We start from the raw sequence: 16,093 nt of genomic DNA on the forward strand, positions 1-16,093 counted from the left end.
TTCTCCTAGGGACGAATCATTTGAGCAGGAAGCTCATGCCGACGCAGAACATCAGCAAGGCGAACAGGCGCTTGAGCACCTTGGCCGGCAGCCGGTGCGCAAGGCGCGCACCGATGCGGGCGAAGAACATGCTGGTCACGGCAATGCCGACCAGCGCCGGCAGGTAGACGAAGCCGAAGCTCCATTCCGGCAGCAACGGCTTGTGCCAGCCGACCACGATGAAGGAAATCGCGCCGGCGATGGCAATCGGCAGCCCGCAGGCCGAGGAGGTCGCCACGGCCTGCTGCATGGGCAAACCGCGCCAGGACAGGAAGGGCACGGTCAGCGATCCGCCGCCAATGCCGAAGATCGCCGAGGCCCAGCCAATGAAACCACCGGCCGTGCCAAGACCGGCCTTGCCTGGCAGCTCGTGGCCACCCTTGGGCTTGAGGTCCAGGGCCATCTGGAAAGAGATCAGCACGGCGAAGCTGCCGATGATCTTCTGCAGCACCGGGCCCTTGATGGCCGATGCGGTCAGCGCGCCCAGGGCACTGCCGACGATGATCCCGACTGTCATCCAGACGAACACCGGCCAGCGCACCGCGCCGCGACGATGGTGTTCGCGAATGGAATTGATCGAAGTGAAAACGATGGTCGCCAGCGAAGTGCCCACCGCCATCTGCGTGAGTACGTCGACGGAAAAACCGTGGGCGGTGAAGCTGAAGACCAGGGCCGGGACGATGATCAGGCCGCCACCGACGCCGAACAGGCCGGCCAGTACCCCGGCGCAGGCGCCCAGCACCAGGTAGAGGAGGAACTCCATGGTCACCTCGGATCGGAAAAGCGGCATGGTAGCGGAAGCCACCCGGGGGCTCCAGCACGCCTGAGGGCTTGATAGACTGCGCGAACCACCAGGAGTTTCCCATGTGCCTGATCGTGCTCGCCTGGCGCCCCGGCCACGCCATGCCCCTCATAGTCGCGGCCAATCGTGACGAATTCTATGCCCGCCCCACCCTGCCGCTCGCGGCCTGGGAGGATGCGCCCGGGGTCTTCGCCGGGCGCGACCTGGAAGCCGGCGGCACTTGGCTGGGCATCGGCCCGGACGGTCGCTTCGCCGCGCTGACCAACGTCCGCGACCCGGATCAACCGCTCGGCCCCCGTTCGCGCGGCGAGTTGGTGGCCGGCTTCCTGCGCGGCCGGGAGTCGCCCTTCGACTATCTGGAGCGGGTCCGCTCGCGCGCTTCCGACTACTCAGGCTTCAACTTGCTGGTCGGCGATGCCCGCCAGCTCTGCTACTTCAACCCGCGCACTGGCGCACCACGCTTGCTGCCGCCCGGCCTGCACGGCGTGTCCAATGCCGCGCTGGATACGCCCTGGCCGAAGCTGGAGCGCGCTCGCGCCGCGCTGGCCGAACGCCTCGACGCCGCCGACCCGCACAGCCTGCTGGAACTGCTCGCCGATACCCAGAAGCCCCAGGACGAACAGCTGCCGGAAACCGGCGTCGGCATCGCCACCGAACGCCTGCTGTCCAGCGTGTTCATCGCCAGCCCGAACTACGGCACCCGCGCCAGCAGCGTGCTGCGGGTCCATGCCGATGGGCGCCGGGAGTTCCTCGAACGCAGCTTTGGTCCCCATGGCGCGCGCCTGGGCGACATCGAAGTAAGCGCCTAGCAGAGCTCGATGCAATCGCGCCGTTGCTTGGCGCGATAGAGCGCGTCGTCCAACCGCCGTAGCAAGTCTTCCAGCGACTCCCCGCAGCGAAGGGTGGCCAGCGCGAAACTGGCAGTCAGCGCATGCTCCAGTCCGGCGCCCACCTCGCCGATGCATCGGCGCAGGCGCTCCGCCAACGCGTGGCTGGCGGCTAGCGGCGTGTCCGGCAACAGCACGATGAACTCCTCTCCACCCCAGCGGGCGAAGCAATCGCCATCGCGCAGGCTGTTGCGCACTCCTTTCGCCACCGCGACCAGGACGCGGTCGCCCACCGGGTGGCCGTGACTGTCGTTGATGCGTTTGAAGTGATCGAGGTCGAACATCAGCAGACTGACGTCGTGGCCGTGGCGCTGGAAGTGCAGCCACTCGTGCTGCAAGCTGCTTTCGAAGCGGCGTCGGTTGAATATCTGCGTGAGCGGGTCCGTCTCGCTCAGGCGCAGAGCCTCCGCAGCCTGCTCGGCCAACGCCAGGTTGGCCCGACGCAGGGCCTCGGTACGCTGCTCCACCAGTTGCTCAAGGTTACGATTGAGTTCGTGCAGCTCTTCGTTGCGCTGCTGAAGCTCCAGCTCGACAAGCTTGCGCTCATGGATGTTGCGATGGGCGCCGATCATGCGCGTTGCCTGCCCCTGCCCATCGAACTCGACGAATCGCCCATGATCGCTTATCCACAGGTATTCGCCGTCCAGGCAGCGGCAGCGGTACTCCGCGGCGTAGGTTGGATGGCGGCCTTCGATGTAGGCCTGGAACCCCTGCATGACGCGCTCGAAGTCGTCCGGGTGGATCACCGAGTGCCAGGTGTCGACATCCTCCGGCAGGCCGTCCAGCGGGTAGCCGAGCATGCGGTACCAGCCCGGACTGCGCTTGACGTGATTGCTGGCGATGTCCCAGTCCCAGATGCCGTCGCTGACGACTTCCAGGGCATAGCGAAGGGTCTTCTCGATACCGTCGCGGGCATCCGCCGCGGGGAGTTGCTGCTCGTCCATAAGCCTCGTCCGGACATGCCGGTCCTACGTTGGCTCCCGGGACGACGCAGCTCCGGGACGGCGCGACCTGGGGGGGCTCAGCCCTGGATGGTCGCCGCCGGATTGATTACCCGGCCAAGACCCAGGTTGCGCAGGGCCAGGTGCAGGGAGCTGTGGATAACCTGCGGATTGTCGAAAGTCATCAGCTGCCCGAGCAGCTCGCGGGCCTTGCTCAGGGTGATCTGGCGCAAGAGCCATTTCACCTTCGGCAGGTTGGTGGCGTTCATCGACAGCGAGTCGAAGCCCATGGCCATGAGCAGCACGGCAGCCGCCGGGTCGCCGGCCATCTCACCGCAGATGCTCACTGGCTTGCCTTCGGTGTGGGCGTCGTCGACCACCTTCTTCAACGCCTGCAGAACCGCCGGGTGCAGGTAGTCGTAGAGGTCGGCGACGCGCGGGTTGTTGCGGTCGACCGCCAACAGGTACTGGGTCAGGTCGTTGGAGCCGACCGAGAGGAAGTCCACCTGGCGCGCCAGCTCGCGGGTCTGGTACACCGCCGCGGGAATTTCCACCATCATCCCGATCGGCGGCATGGGGATGTCCACGCCTTCGTCGCGGATCTCGCCCCAGGCGCGGTGGATCAGGTGCAGCGCCTCTTCAAGCTCGTGGGTTCCCGAGATCATCGGCAGCAGGATGCGCAGGTTGTTCAGGCCCTCGCTGGCCTTGAGCATGGCGCGGGTCTGCACCAGGAAGATTTCCGGGTGGTCGAGGGTGACGCGGATGCCGCGCCAGCCGAGGAACGGGTTCTCTTCCTTGATCGGGAAGTAGGACAGTGCCTTGTCGCCGCCGATGTCGAGGGTGCGCATGGTCACCGGCAGCGGGTGGAAGGCCGAGAGCTGCTCGCGGTAGATCGCCAGCTGCTCCTTTTCGCTGGGGAAGCGGTCGTTGATCATGAACGGCACTTCCGTGCGGTACAGACCGACCCCTTCGGCGCCGCGCTCCTGGGCGCGCGCCACATCGGCCAGCAGGCCGGTGTTCACCCACAGCGGCATGCGGTGGCCGTCGAGGGTCTCGCAGGGCAGCTCGCGCAGCGCGGCCAGGCCCTTGCTCAGTTCCTTCTCTTCGGCGACCACTTCGCCGTACTGCTTGACCAGCTGCGGCGACGGGTTGGTGTAGATCTCGCCGTGGTAGCCGTCGACGATCAGGTCGATGCCGTCGACCTTGGAATACGGCAGGTCGACCGCGCCCATCACCGTCGGGATGCCCATGGCGCGGGCGAGGATGGCGACGTGCGAGTTGCCCGAACCGAGTACCGAGATCAGGCCGACCAGCTTGCCCTCGGGCACCTCGCCGAGCATCGCCGGAGAAAGTTCCTCGCTGACGATGATGGTCTGGTCCGGGTACGTCAGGGTCTGCTGACGCTCTTCCTGGAGATACGCGAGGATGCGGCGGCCGATATCCTTGACGTCGGAGGCACGCTCGCGCAGGTAGGCGTCGTCCATCAGTTCGAAGCGCGCGACGTGCTCCATCACCACCTGGCGCAGGGCGCCCTGGGCCCACTGGCCGTTGCGGATGATGCGCTTCACTTCCTGGCCGATGGAGGCGTCGTCGAGCATCATCAGGTAGACGTCGAACAGCGCGCGCTCTTCTTTACGCAGCTGGGTGGCGAGCTTGCTGGAGAGGTTGCGCATGTCTTCGCGCACCGATTCCAGGGCCTGCTTGAACAGCTCGATCTCGGCCTCGACGTCGTCGATGCTCTTGTCCGGGACCACTTCGAGGTCCGCCGGCGGCAGCACCACCACGGCCTTGCCCACGGCAACGCCGGGTGCGCCGGGTACGCCGACGAACTTGGCTTCCTGGATGCCCTTGCCGAGCTTGCCCAGGCCACGGATCGAACCGGTGGCTTCGGCGTGTGCGATAACGCCCGCGAGCTGCGCGCTCATGGTGACGAGGAAGGCTTCCTCGCCCTCGTCGAACTGGCGTTTGTCTTTTTGCTGCACCACGAGCACGCCCATGACGCGACGGTGGTGGATGATCGGTGCGCCGAGGAAGGAGGCGTAGCGCTCCTCACCGGTTTCGGCGAAGTAGCGGTAGCGCGGGTGCTCGGAGGCGTTCTCCAGGTTCAGCGGCTCTTCGCGGGTACCGACCAGGCCGACCAGGCCTTCGTTCGGCGCCATGCTGACCTTGCCGATGGAGCGCTTGTTCAGGCCTTCGGTGGCCATCAGGACGAAGCGGTTGGTGTCGGCGTCGAGCAGGTAGACCGAACACACCTGGGTGCCCATGGCTTCCCTGACGCGCAACACGATGATGCCCAGCGCCGCCTTGAGATCCTTGGCGGCGTTCACTTCCTGGACGATCTTGCGCAGCGTGTTGAGCATGCTCAGGGCCTTATCTCCGTGTTCAGTCCCGCGCCAGCAGACGCGGCGCCAATTCCTTCAGCGCCCGTCGGTAGACCTCGCGCTTGAAGGTCACTACCTGGCCGAGCGGGTACCAGTAACTCACCCAGCGCCAACCATCGAACTCTGGCTTGCCGGTGACATCCATGCGCACCCGCTGCTCGTCGCCGGTCAGGCGCAGCAGGAACCATTTCTGCTTCTGCCCGATGCACAGCGGCTGGCTGTTGGTGCGCACCAGGCGCTGCGGCAGGCGATAGCGTAGCCAACCGCGGGTGCAGGCGAGGATCTTCACATCCTGCTCTTCCAGGCCGATCTCTTCGTTCAGCTCGCGGAACAGCGCTTCTTCCGGGGTTTCCCGGGCATTGATACCACCTTGCGGGAACTGCCAGGCGTCCTGGTTGATGCGCCGCGCCCACAGCACCTGTCCGGCCTCGTTGGAGAGGATGATGCCGACATTAGGGCGAAAACCATCGGGATCGATCACGGCGGGACATCCTCGAAAACGCGTGTGCCCGCATTGTTCCACAAAGCCTGTGACAGCGGCAACGCGAGGCGCGGCGACATGTGCAGGCCGGGTAAAAGCCGTTACTCTAGGCGACTTTTCCGCGACTGCAGTTAACGGTGAATCATGGCGCGTCTGGCCCTTTTCGATCTCGACAACACCCTTCTGGCCGGCGATAGCGATCACAGCTGGGGCGAGTGGCTGTGCCAGCGCGGTTTCGTCGACGCCGACGAGTACCAGGCGCGCAACGACGCCTTCTACGCCGACTACCAGGCCGGCACGCTCGACGTCTTCGCCTACCAGGCGTTTACCCAGGCCATCCTCGCGCGCACCTCGCATGAGCAACTGGCTGCCTGGCACCAGCAGTTCATGGAAGAAGTCATCGAGCCGATCATCCTGCCCAAGGGCGAAGCCCTGCTGGCCGAGCACCGGGCGGCCGGCGACCGGCTGGTGATCATCACCGCCACCAATCGCTTCGTCACCGGCCCGATCGCCGCGCGCCTGGGCGTGGAGACGCTGATCGCGACCGAGTGCGAGATGATCGGCGGCCACTACACCGGCAAGACCTTCGACGTGCCGTGCTTTCAGGGCGGCAAGGTGACGCGCCTGCAACGCTGGCTCGAAGAAACCGGCATGAACCTGGAAGACAGTTACTTCTACAGCGACTCGCGCAACGACCTACCGCTGCTCGAAGCCGTGGCCAACCCGGTGGCCGTCGATCCGGACGACGTCCTCCGCGCCACCGCCGAGAGCCGTGGCTGGCCGGTGCTCAGTCTGCGCGGCTGAGTCGCCTCAAAACGACTTGTTGACCATCAGCCAGTAGATCGCGAGGAAGGCCAGGAACGCTGGCCAGCCGAGCGCAAACCACCAGCGCATATAAAGGAAGGCTTGCGGCGGCAGCACGCTGTCCGTCGCCCAAGCCACTTCCGCCATGTCGCGCACGCGGATCTGCAGCCACACCACCGGCAGCCAACAGAGCCCGGCGAACACGTACAGCCCCAGGCTCCCCAGCACCCAGCCCTGGTCCAGCGGCCAGCCGGCGATGCGCGCCATGGCCAGGCCACTGAGCGGCTGGAATACGGCGCTGGTGGCGATGAACAGCCAGTCGGCCGTCACCAGATGGCGGAAAGTCACGGCGATCGCCTGCAGGTTGCCGCTACGCCAGGCGCGCCACGCGTAGTAGGCCGAGCCCAGGCCGGTGCCGAACAGCAGGGTCGCGGAAAGGATATGCAGGGTCTTGAGCAGCAGGTAGGGACTCATCGGCGCTCCATCGCCATTGCGCCGGCCGCACCTAGAGCGGCTTGGCGAGCATCAGCCAGAGGATGGTGAACAGGCTCACCAGGGCCAGCGCCAGGAAGACAGTGCCGAAGCGCAGCTCGCGGGATGCTCGCTCGGCCAGCGGCTCTCCGCTGTCACGGGCGCTGACCGCCAGGGCGCGAATGCGCCATAGGCGACTGGTGAACAGCAGCCAGAAGATCGTCATCAGGATCAGCAGGCAGGCACTGGCCAGAAGCCAGGTCTGGCCCAGCGGGAAGCCGGCGCGATGCACCATCTGCCACCCCGTGACGGGCAGGCTGACCACACTGCCGGCGACCAACAGCCAGGCGGCCAGGCCGATGCGCAGCAGCGCCTTGGCCAGTACGCCGGCATCCCCACCGCGCCAACTGCGCCAGCCGTACCAGGCGAGGCCGACCATGGCCAGCAGCGGAACGGCCACGGCCGCGCCGTGGAGAATCTTGAGGGTCTGGTAGGTTTCCATATGGGCTTCCCTGTCGTGTATCGGGCTGTTACTTCAGCCTAGCAGCGCGCTTTGTCGCTGGGTCCCCGCATTCGCGGGGATGACGGGGTGGCATTTGCCAAGCGCAACCCAGCGATTACGGCCGTTAGCCGAGGAACAGCTTGTAGGCCGGATTGTCGCTTTCGTCCCAGTACGGGTAGCCGATCTCTTCCAGCGCCGCCGCCACCAGGTGGCGCTCTTCCGCCGGCACCTGCAGGCCGGCGACCACGCGACCGTCGGCGGCGCCGTGGTTGCGGTAGTGGAACATGGTGATGTTCCAGCGCCCGCCGAGCTTGTTGAGGAAGTTGAACAGCGCACCGGGGCGTTCGGGGAACTCGAAGCGGAACACCTGCTCGTCGCTGACGCGTGGCGAATGGCCGCCGACCATGTGGCGGATGTGCAGCTTGGCCAGTTCGTTGTCGGTCAGGTCGAGCACAGGGAAGCCCTGGCCACGCAGTTGCTCCACCAGCACCGCGCGCGGGTCGTTGTCCGGGTGGGTCTGCACACCGACGAAGATGTGCGCTTCCTGGTCGGTGTTGTAGCGGTAGTTGAACTCGGTGATCTGGCGCTTGCCGATGGCCTCGCAGAACGCCTTGAAGCTGCCCGGACGCTCCGGGATGGTCACGGCGATGATGGCTTCGCGCTTCTCGCCCAGCTCGGCGCGCTCGGCGACGTGGCGCAGGCGGTCGAAGTTGATGTTGGCGCCCGAATCGATGGCCACCAGGGTCTGGCCCTTCGAACCTTCGCGCTCGACGTACCTCTTGATGCCCGCAACGGCCAGCGCACCAGCAGGTTCGGTGATCGAGCGGGTATCGTCGTAGATATCCTTGATTGCCGCACAGATCTCGTCGGTACTGACGGTGATCACCTCGTCGACGTAGTCCTTGCAGATATCGAAGGTGTGCTTGCCGATCTGCGCGACTGCCACGCCATCGGCGAACAGCCCGACCTGGTTCAGCACCACGCGCTCGCCGGCGGCCATGGCGGCCTGCAGGCAGTTGGAATCGTCCGGCTCGACGCCGATCACCTTGATCTCGGGGCGCAGGTACTTCACGTATGCGGCGATGCCGGCGATCAGCCCGCCGCCGCCAACCGGCACGAAGATGGCATCCAGGCGGCCCGGGTGCTGGCGGAGGATTTCCATGGCCACGGCGCCCTGGCCGGCGATCACGTCCGGATCGTCGTAGGGGTGGATGTAGACGTAGCCCTTCTCTTCCACCAGCTTCAGCGAGTGCGCCAGCGCCTCGGGGAAGGCATCGCCGTGCAGTACTGCCTTGCCGCCGCGGGCGCGCACGCCCTGGACCTTCAGCTCCGGCGTGGTGCGCGGCATCACGATGGTCGCCTTCACGCCCAGCTCGCGCGCCGCCAGGGCCACGCCCTGGGCATGGTTGCCGGCCGAAGCGGTGACCACGCCGCGCGCCAGCTCCTCGGCAGTCAGCTGCGCCAGCTTGTTGTAGGCGCCGCGGATCTTGAAGGAGAACACCGGCTGCAGGTCCTCGCGCTTGAGCAGGACCTGGTTGCCCAGGCGCTCGGAGAGCTGGCGGGCGGCTTGCAGGGGCGTTTCCACCGCAACGTCGTAGACGCGCGAGGTGAGGATCTTCTTGACGTACTGTTCGAGCATCGGGGCGGGCTTCGCTGGGACCGGGCACAAAGCCCGGAGTCTACTCCAGTCGGCGCGCGCCTGGCGCGCCGAATCCACATTCGGCGGGCAGCGCCGCTATAATTCGCGCCTCTGCCATTCCCTTTGCCGGATACCCCGCACCATGAACCAGGACCAGCTCAAGCAGGCCGTGGCCCAGGCCGCCGTCGACCACATCCTCCCGCACCTCGACAGCAAGAGCATCGTCGGGGTCGGCACCGGCTCCACCGCCAACTTCTTCATCGACCTGCTGGCCAAGCACAAGGCCGAGTTCGATGGCGCCGTGGCCAGCTCCGAAGCCACCGCCCAGCGCCTCAAAGGCCACGGCATCCCGGTCTACGACCTGAACACCGTCAGCGAGCTGGAGTTCTACGTCGACGGTGCCGACGAGAGCAACGAGCGCCTGGAACTGATCAAGGGCGGCGGCGCTGCGCTGACCCGCGAGAAGATCGTCGCGGCCGTGGCCAAGCAGTTCATCTGCATCGCCGACGCCAGCAAGCTGGTGCCCATGCTCGGCGCCTTCCCGCTGCCGGTCGAAGTCATCCCCATGGCCCGCAGCCATGTGGCCCGCGAGCTGGTGAAGCTGGGCGGCGACCCGGTCTACCGTGACGGCGTGCTGACCGACAACGGCAACATCATCCTCGACGTGCATAACCTGCGCATCGAAAGCGCGGTAGCCCTGGAAGAGCGCATCAACAACATCGTCGGCGTGGTCACCGTCGGCCTGTTCGCCGCGCGCCCGGCCGACCTGCTGCTGCTCGGCACCGCCGACGGCGTGAAGACCCTCAAGGCCTGATCGTGCGCGCCCATGGACGGGCGCCCGCCAGCGGCTAGGCTTAGGACTCAGCGTCCTGCGTCGGAGAGGCAGCCATGGCCGCGAAATACCACCTGAAGAAGGCCAGCGATGGCCAGTTCCACTTCAACCTGCACGCCAGCAATGGCGAAGTCGTCATCAGCAGCGAGCTGTACAAGGCCAAGACCTCGGCCATCGAGGGCATCGAGTCGGTACGCCGCAACTCGCAGCGCGAAGGCGCCTTCGAGCTGAAGGAAGCCAGCAACGGCAAGCATTACTTCGTGCTCAAGGCCACCAACGGCCAAGTCGTCGGTCAGAGCCAGATGTACGGCAGCCGAGCCAGCGCCGAGAACGGCGTCGCCTCGGTGAAGCGCTACGCGCCCGATGCCGGAATCAGTGACGACAGCTGAGTGACTGCCTAAGTGGGCAACAGCTCCACTCCCCAGGGTTTGGAACGGACCTGAAGCTTTTGCGGGTTCAACTGGGGCGGCGGCCCTTGCCGCTCCAGCGCATCCAGGCAGGCCTCGGGGTCGTCCAGCAGCAACTCGCCCAGTGCATCCAGTGGTAGTTCCCACCAGCGACTGGCCAACAGGCGCTCGATGACCTCCGGCGAAAAGCGATAGCGGATCACCCGCGCCGGCGACCCGGCAACGATGGCGTAGGGCGGCACGTCCTTGTTCACCAGCGATTGAGCGCCAATCACCGAACCGGTCCCCACCGTCACGCCATCGAGAATCAGCACGTCACGACCGATCCAAACGTCGTTCCCGATCACGGTCGGGATTAGTGGCGCATGACGCTTCGTCGGCCGCCGGAGCAGTTTCGGATTACTTGGAAAATTGTGGGTGGTCAGCCAATCCATTGGATGAGAGTGACGTCCCTGACCGATCACCACCCCCGTGGCGATCGAGCAGTACCGGCCGATGCGTGCGACATCGAGGAACTCGCAACCGCTGACCACATCCGTGTAGGCGCCGACCTCCAGGGTCGGAGCATAAATCTTGGCCTTGCCAATCTTGACGCCCGGTTCCAGCGTCAGTTGCGCGCCGTCACGCAGTGATTTGATGCCACCGGAGAGGCGGCATTGGTGGTGATCGAGGGCCTTTTTCAAGCGGCGGTTGATCTGGACTTCCCTGATGATGTTCATAGTTGCTCCCGCGAATCGACACTCCGTGGGCGGCGCTACTGTAATGCCAATGCTATTGGCCCGCCAAACCAGTCGATTTGCGGAACACGTAGAACAGGTTGGGCTCGCTGACCAGGTACAGCGTGCCTTCCCCGTCCATGGCCACCCCCTCGGCCTGCGGCACGCTGCGCTGCAACCCTTGCCTGTCGCGCAGCAGCGACAGGCTGCTGATCGGCTTGCCATCGACGTCCAGCTCCAGCACCAGGCGCGATTCGTCCGACAGCGCCAGCAAGTGGCCGCTGCCCGCGTCGTACTGCAGGCTGGAAAGATCGCGGACGAACAACCGGCTGTCGCGCTCGGGGTCACCCAGCACATGCACGGCGAACGGCTGGTCGGTCGATGCCTGCGGGAAGCCATGGATCTCCAGGATGCGCAGCGGGTCGCGCTCCTGGGCGACGAACAGGCGTTTGCCCTTGGCGTCGTAGGCCAGGCCCTCGAAGCCCTTGTTGCCCATCTGGCCGATCCCCAGGGACAGCTGCTGCGCCTGGCTGGCATCCAGCTCGCGGGTCGCATCGTCGAGCTGCACCTCGAACAGGCGCTGGCGGCGCTCGTCGCTCAACACGTAGCGGCCCGGCGCGATGTATTCGATCGCTTCGGTATCGCCGAAGCCGTGCAGGACGATCTTGCGCAGCAGGCGGCCGTCCAGCGACAGCTCGATGATCTGCGCCGGCTGGTTGGTCACGGTGAACAGGCTGTGGCGCTGCGGATCGTAGGTCAGCGCGGAAACATCATCGTCGAGCCCGGCGATGGGCTGCGCCTCGACCACCACGCGATAGTCCGGCAGCCACACCGAACGTCCGCGCCAGTGCTCTTCATGCTGCCACTCGCGCACAGCGAACTAGGCGCGCTCGAAGAGGCGGAAGTGCTGGCCGACCAAAGCCGCAGCCAGCAGCAGAATCAGCAGGAGCGCCAGCAGACGGCGCGGAGTGAAATGGCGAAGCATCGGCAGTCCAATCGAGAAAGGGCAGCCGTGATAGCACAGCGCCTCTGAATCCTGGCTTAATCGGCATGCAGCGCTCGTTTTCCGGGCTAGATTCAGGCTAGCGCCCCGCTTACCGACCGCCATTCGACACGAGGGATATCGATGGCCACCGCCCAGCTTCCCGAACAGCGTACCCTGACCACCCTGCACACCGTGGTGCTGGCCACCGAAGTCCTCAGCCAGGCCGGGATTCCCCGCGATCTGCTGCTGGAGGGCAGCGGCATCGCCGAAGCGGATCTACGCACCGCGGAGAAGCTTGTCACCCACGCCCAGGAGCTGCGGGTCTTCGCCAATGCCCTGCAGTACTACCGGGACCCGTCGCTGGGGCTATACCTGGGCCTGCGCATGCACGTCTCGGCGTACGGCATCCTCGGTTACAGCATGCTCGCCAGCCGCACCCTGCGCGATGCGCTGCAACTGGCGCTGGCCTACCCGGACCTGCTCGGCACCTACTTCCGCCTGGCCTTGCAGGACCATGGCGACGAGGTCTGGCTGAGCGCCGAAGGCTATCGCTACGCCCCGGAACTGACGGTATTCAACACCGAGCTGTGCCTGACCTCGCTGCTTACCGTGGTGCGCGACCTGCTCGGCGAGTCGGTGCGCCCGCGCCGACTGCTGCTGGCCTACCGTCCCCCGCTACACGCCCACACCTACGCCGAGCGTCTCGGCTGCCCGGTGGAGTTCGGCGCCCCGACCAGCGCCCTGTGCTTCGGCCCGGCGCTACTCGACCGGCCCCTACCGCTGGCCGACCCCGTGAGCTGCCACAACGGCCTGCAACAATGCCAACGCCAGAGCGCCGAGCTGAGCAATCGCGGAGACGTGCTCGAACTGATTCGCCGCCACCTGGCCAGCCACCTGCAGGAGTGCCGAAGCCTGGATGCCGTCGCACGTCACCTGCACCGCTCCAGCCGCACCCTGCGCCGCCACCTGCAGCAGCACAACACCAGCTACCAACAGGTGCTGGACGAGGTGCGCTACGACAAGGCCCGGCAACTGCTCAAGGACACCGACCTGCCGATCTACCTGATCGCCGAACAGCTCGGCTACAGCGAAACCGCCAGCTTCCGCCATGCCTTCCAGCGCTGGAGCGGCTACAGCCCGAGCCTGTACCGGGGCTAGCCCGGCGCGACCGTAGGAGCGGATCTCATCCGCGAATCGCGCCGGATGCTTCAGCTATCGTGGACAAGGTCCACTCCTACATCGAGCGCATCCATTTCAGACAAGGCCAATCGAAATGGCCCGACAACTTGGCCTCATTTATCCCTTATTGGCCTGTTCTATCGTTCTGCCCCCACGAATTGCCGGGCCATTATCAGGTCGCAGCTAGGTGAAGCGGTCGCAGAAACTGCAAAACCTCAACAATAACAACTGCTTAACTGCATGGTATTGAAGAATGACCAGCGCGATTGCGATTGAGCGAATCGGCATGGAATTCGGTACCCCCGGCCAAGGCCTCAAGGCCCTGGACGACGTGTCCCTGGACATCCGCGCCAACGAGTTCTTCACCCTCCTCGGCCCGTCGGGCTGCGGCAAGACCACCCTTCTGCGGCTCATCGCCGGCTTCGAACAACCCACCTCCGGCAGCATCCGCCTCTACGGCGAAGAAATGCAGGGTCTCCCGCCCTTCCGCCGCCCGGTCAACACCGTCTTCCAGAGCTATGCCCTGTTCCCGCACATGACGGTCGCGCAGAACATCGGTTTCGGCCTGGAAATGCAGGGCAAGCCGAAGAGCGAGATCGACGCCACAGTCAAGGCCATGCTCGAGCTGGTACGCCTGCCAGAAGTCGGCTCGCGGCGCGCCGACCAGCTTTCCGGCGGCCAGCAACAGCGCATCGCCCTGGCCCGCGCGCTGGCCAGCCGACCCAAGGTGCTGCTGCTCGACGAATCGCTCTCGGCGCTGGACCTGAAGCTGCGCAAGGAGATGCAGATCGAGCTCAAGCGCCTGCAGCACGAAACCGGCATCACCTTCATCTTCGTCACCCACGACCAGGAAGAAGCCCTGACCATGTCCGACCGCATCGCGGTGATGAGCAAGGGCAAGGTCCTGCAGATCGGCAGTCCGACCGAAATCTACGAAACCCCGGTCAACCGCTGGGTGGCCGACTTCATCGGCGAAACCAACTTCCTCGAAGGCACCGCGCACCCCAATGGCGTCCAACTGGCCGACGGCCAGGTGCTGTCCGCCAGCACCACGCTACCAGGCAAGGTGACCCTCGCGGTACGCCCGGAGCGCACCGAGCTGGCCCATGACGGCGAGCTGGAAGGGGTGGTGGAGAACATCGTCTACGTCGGCACCGACACCGTTTACCACCTGAACATCGCTGGCACCGGCGGCTTCCGCGTGCGCCAGCAGAACCGCGATGGCGCCCATACGCCGCACGCACCCGGCTCGCGGGTCCGTGTGCGGGTTCCCGGCAACGCCATCCGGGTACTGGCCGAATGACGACGCTGCGCCAGCAAGCCGAGCGCAAGAGCCTGCGCGCCCGGCTGGCGCTGACGTCCCCGGCGATGATCATCCTCCTGGTGTTCCTGGTGCTGCCGCTGGGCATCATGTTCGCCGTGTCGGTCCAGGCACCGGGCGACTACGGCGGCGTGAAGTGGGGCCAGCACACCATCGAGGCCTACATCAACTTCCTCTGGGAACGCGATCTCGATGACGCCCTGGTGTTCAACACCGACTACCTGGGTATCTTCCAGCGCTCCTTCTGGCTGTCGCTGATGACGACCATCGGTTGCCTGCTGATCGGATTCCCCACCGCGCTGTACCTGGCGCTGCAGGACGAACGCCGGCGCAACATGCTGCTGTTCCTGGTCACGGTGCCGTTCTGGACCAACCTGCTGGTGCGCGTGTACGCCTGGATCCTGCTGCTGCGCAATGGCGGCCTGATCGACGAAGGCCTGCACAAGCTGGGCTTCACCGACGCGGCCATCGGCCTGCTGTACACCGATAACGCGGTGATCATCGGCCTGCTCTACACCTTCCTGCCGTTCATGGTGCTGCCGATCTACACCAGCCTGGAGAAGATGGACTGGCGCCTGGTAGAGGCTGCCTTCGACCTCGGCGCCAACCGCTGGAAGGCCCTGCGGCGGATCATCATCCCGCTGTCGATGCCCGGCGTGGTCGCCGGCTGCATCCTGGTGTTCATCCCGGCCCTGGGCAACTACATCATTCCCGAGCTGCTTGGCGGCGGTAAGTCGCTGATGATCGGCAACCTCATCCAGCTGCAGTTCGGCACGGCGCACAACTGGCCGTTCGGCGCGGCGCTGTCCTTCGCCCTGCTCGCCTTCGTGCTGATCGCGATGCTGATCTACAGCCTCCGCTTCAAGCAGGGCGCCGCCGGAGGTCATCCATGAATTCGCTCAATCCGCTCTGGCGCTTCGCCGGCGTGCGGCCGGCCGCCTGGCTGTTCTTCGCCTTCCTGTATGTGCCGATCCTGGTGCTGGTGGTGCTGAGCTTCAACAGCGGCCAGTCGGCGACCCTCTGGGAAAGCTTCAGCTTCAAGTGGTACGCCGTGGTGGCCAACGATCCGGAGATCGTCCGCGCGGCGAAGAACTCGCTGATCGTCGCCAGCCTCGCCACGCTGTTCTCCACGGCGCTCGCCACCCTGGCGGCGCTGGGCATGCGCGGCCGCGCCTTCCGTGGCCAGAGCCTGATGAACGGGGTGATCGGCCTGCCGCTGCTGGTGCCTGAGATCGTTACCGCGGTGGCCACGCTGATGTTCTTCGCCTTCATCGGCCTGAAGCTGTCGCTGTTCACCATCCTGCTGGCCCACGTGGTGTTCTGCATCCCCTTCGCCTACCTGCCGATCCGCGCCCGCCTGGAGGGCATGGACCCGCGCCTGGCGGAGGCCGCCGCCGACCTCTACGCCTCGCCGTGGAAGGCCTTCTGGAAGGTGACCTGCCCGCTGCTGATGCCCGGCATCCTTTCGGGGGCGATGCTGGCGTTCATCATCTCGATGGACGACTTCGTCATCACCTACTTCGTCGCCGGCGCCGGGGCCACCACCCTGCCGGTGTATATCTTCAGCTCCATCCGCATGGGGATATCACCGAAGATCAATGCCATTTCCTCGATAATTCTTCTAATTTCCATCGCGTTCGTTGCGTTGTCGTACTACGTCGGCCAGCGCCGGCGTTGACTGCCTCCCTAAAAAAACTACTCGCACA

At 65.6% G+C, this 16,093-nt stretch carries 16 protein-coding genes and 1 pseudogene; 8 read left to right on the forward strand and 9 right to left on the reverse strand.

What is annotated here, in order from left to right; translation table 11 throughout:
* Positions 1-16: 16 nt before the first annotated feature.
* Positions 17-802, reverse strand: a complete 786-nt coding sequence (locus PKB_RS27345; RefSeq protein WP_043257861.1) for a sulfite exporter TauE/SafE family protein — start codon at positions 800-802, stop codon at positions 17-19.
* 101 nt (positions 803-903) lie between these two features.
* On the opposite strand from PKB_RS27345, the gene PKB_RS27350 reads away from it, so the two are divergent.
* Positions 904-1,650: an NRDE family protein gene (locus PKB_RS27350; protein ID WP_043256278.1), complete on the forward strand. Its 747-nt coding sequence runs from the start codon at positions 904-906 to the stop codon at positions 1,648-1,650.
* On the opposite strand, the gene PKB_RS27355 is transcribed toward PKB_RS27350, so the two are convergent.
* From PKB_RS27355 to PKB_RS27365, 3 genes are all read right to left on the reverse strand, one after another.
* Positions 1,647-2,672 carry a sensor domain-containing diguanylate cyclase gene (locus PKB_RS27355; RefSeq protein ID WP_043256279.1) on the reverse strand — a complete coding sequence of 342 codons (1,026 nt, stop codon included), beginning with the start codon at positions 2,670-2,672 and terminating at the stop codon, positions 1,647-1,649. The genes PKB_RS27350 and PKB_RS27355 overlap by 4 nt on opposite strands.
* A gap of 77 nt (positions 2,673-2,749) precedes the next feature.
* Positions 2,750-5,029 (reverse strand): phosphoenolpyruvate--protein phosphotransferase, encoded by a 2,280-nt coding sequence (ptsP, locus tag PKB_RS27360; RefSeq protein ID WP_043256281.1) that lies wholly within the window; start codon positions 5,027-5,029, stop codon positions 2,750-2,752.
* 22 nt (positions 5,030-5,051) lie between these two features.
* Positions 5,052-5,531 (reverse strand): RNA pyrophosphohydrolase, encoded by a 480-nt coding sequence (locus PKB_RS27365; RefSeq protein WP_043256283.1) that lies wholly within the window; start codon positions 5,529-5,531, stop codon positions 5,052-5,054.
* A gap of 144 nt (positions 5,532-5,675) precedes the next feature.
* Between PKB_RS27365 and PKB_RS27370 the strand changes: the two genes are divergently transcribed.
* Positions 5,676-6,335, forward strand: coding sequence for a histidinol-phosphatase (locus PKB_RS27370; protein ID WP_043256285.1), 660 nt, complete (start codon positions 5,676-5,678; stop codon positions 6,333-6,335).
* A 6-nt stretch (positions 6,336-6,341) separates the two neighbouring features.
* Here PKB_RS27370 and PKB_RS27375 read toward each other — a convergent pair whose 3' ends face one another.
* From PKB_RS27375 to ilvA, 3 genes are all read right to left on the reverse strand, one after another.
* Positions 6,342-6,809: a DUF2269 family protein gene (locus PKB_RS27375; RefSeq protein WP_043256286.1), complete on the reverse strand. Its 468-nt coding sequence runs from the start codon at positions 6,807-6,809 to the stop codon at positions 6,342-6,344.
* Between the two features lie 31 nt (positions 6,810-6,840).
* Positions 6,841-7,308, reverse strand: coding sequence for a DUF2269 domain-containing protein (locus PKB_RS27380; RefSeq protein WP_043256288.1), 468 nt, complete (start codon positions 7,306-7,308; stop codon positions 6,841-6,843).
* Positions 7,309-7,432: 124 nt separating this feature from the next.
* Entirely contained in the window at positions 7,433-8,977 is a 1,545-nt protein-coding gene (gene ilvA, locus PKB_RS27385) for a threonine ammonia-lyase, biosynthetic (protein ID WP_277914512.1), read from the reverse strand.
* A gap of 112 nt (positions 8,978-9,089) precedes the next feature.
* On the opposite strand from ilvA, the gene rpiA reads away from it, so the two are divergent.
* Both rpiA and PKB_RS27395 read left to right on the forward strand, forming a co-directional pair.
* Entirely contained in the window at positions 9,090-9,761 is a 672-nt protein-coding gene (gene rpiA, locus PKB_RS27390) for a ribose-5-phosphate isomerase RpiA (protein ID WP_043256292.1), read from the forward strand.
* A gap of 74 nt (positions 9,762-9,835) precedes the next feature.
* Complete coding sequence (locus PKB_RS27395; RefSeq protein ID WP_043256294.1) at positions 9,836-10,168, forward strand: YegP family protein; 333 nt, start codon at positions 9,836-9,838, stop codon at positions 10,166-10,168.
* Between the two features lie 8 nt (positions 10,169-10,176).
* Here PKB_RS27395 and PKB_RS27400 read toward each other — a convergent pair whose 3' ends face one another.
* Both PKB_RS27400 and PKB_RS27405 read right to left on the reverse strand, forming a co-directional pair.
* Complete coding sequence (locus tag PKB_RS27400) at positions 10,177-10,905, reverse strand: CatB-related O-acetyltransferase (RefSeq protein ID WP_043256296.1); 729 nt, start codon at positions 10,903-10,905, stop codon at positions 10,177-10,179.
* Positions 10,906-10,957: 52 nt separating this feature from the next.
* A pseudogene (locus PKB_RS27405) lies at positions 10,958-11,887 on the reverse strand (SdiA-regulated domain-containing protein).
* Between the two features lie 141 nt (positions 11,888-12,028).
* On the opposite strand from PKB_RS27405, the gene PKB_RS27410 reads away from it, so the two are divergent.
* From PKB_RS27410 to PKB_RS27425, 4 genes are all read left to right on the forward strand, one after another.
* A complete protein-coding gene (locus tag PKB_RS27410; protein ID WP_043256299.1) occupies positions 12,029-13,045 on the forward strand; it encodes an AraC family transcriptional regulator in 1,017 nt (338 codons plus the stop codon).
* A gap of 274 nt (positions 13,046-13,319) precedes the next feature.
* Positions 13,320-14,369, forward strand: coding sequence for an ABC transporter ATP-binding protein (locus PKB_RS27415; protein ID WP_043256306.1), 1,050 nt, complete (start codon positions 13,320-13,322; stop codon positions 14,367-14,369).
* Positions 14,366-15,280, forward strand: coding sequence for an ABC transporter permease (locus tag PKB_RS27420; RefSeq protein ID WP_043256308.1), 915 nt, complete (start codon positions 14,366-14,368; stop codon positions 15,278-15,280). The genes PKB_RS27415 and PKB_RS27420 overlap by 4 nt, the downstream gene beginning before the upstream one ends.
* The gene (locus tag PKB_RS27425; protein WP_043256309.1) at positions 15,277-16,065 is read left to right on the forward strand and encodes an ABC transporter permease; all 789 of its coding nucleotides are present in this window, start codon (positions 15,277-15,279) and stop codon (positions 16,063-16,065) included. The genes PKB_RS27420 and PKB_RS27425 overlap by 4 nt, the downstream gene beginning before the upstream one ends.
* Positions 16,066-16,093 lie beyond the last annotated feature (28 nt).

Source organism: Pseudomonas knackmussii B13, assembly GCF_000689415.1.
Lineage (GTDB): Bacteria > Pseudomonadota > Gammaproteobacteria > Pseudomonadales > Pseudomonadaceae > Pseudomonas > Pseudomonas knackmussii.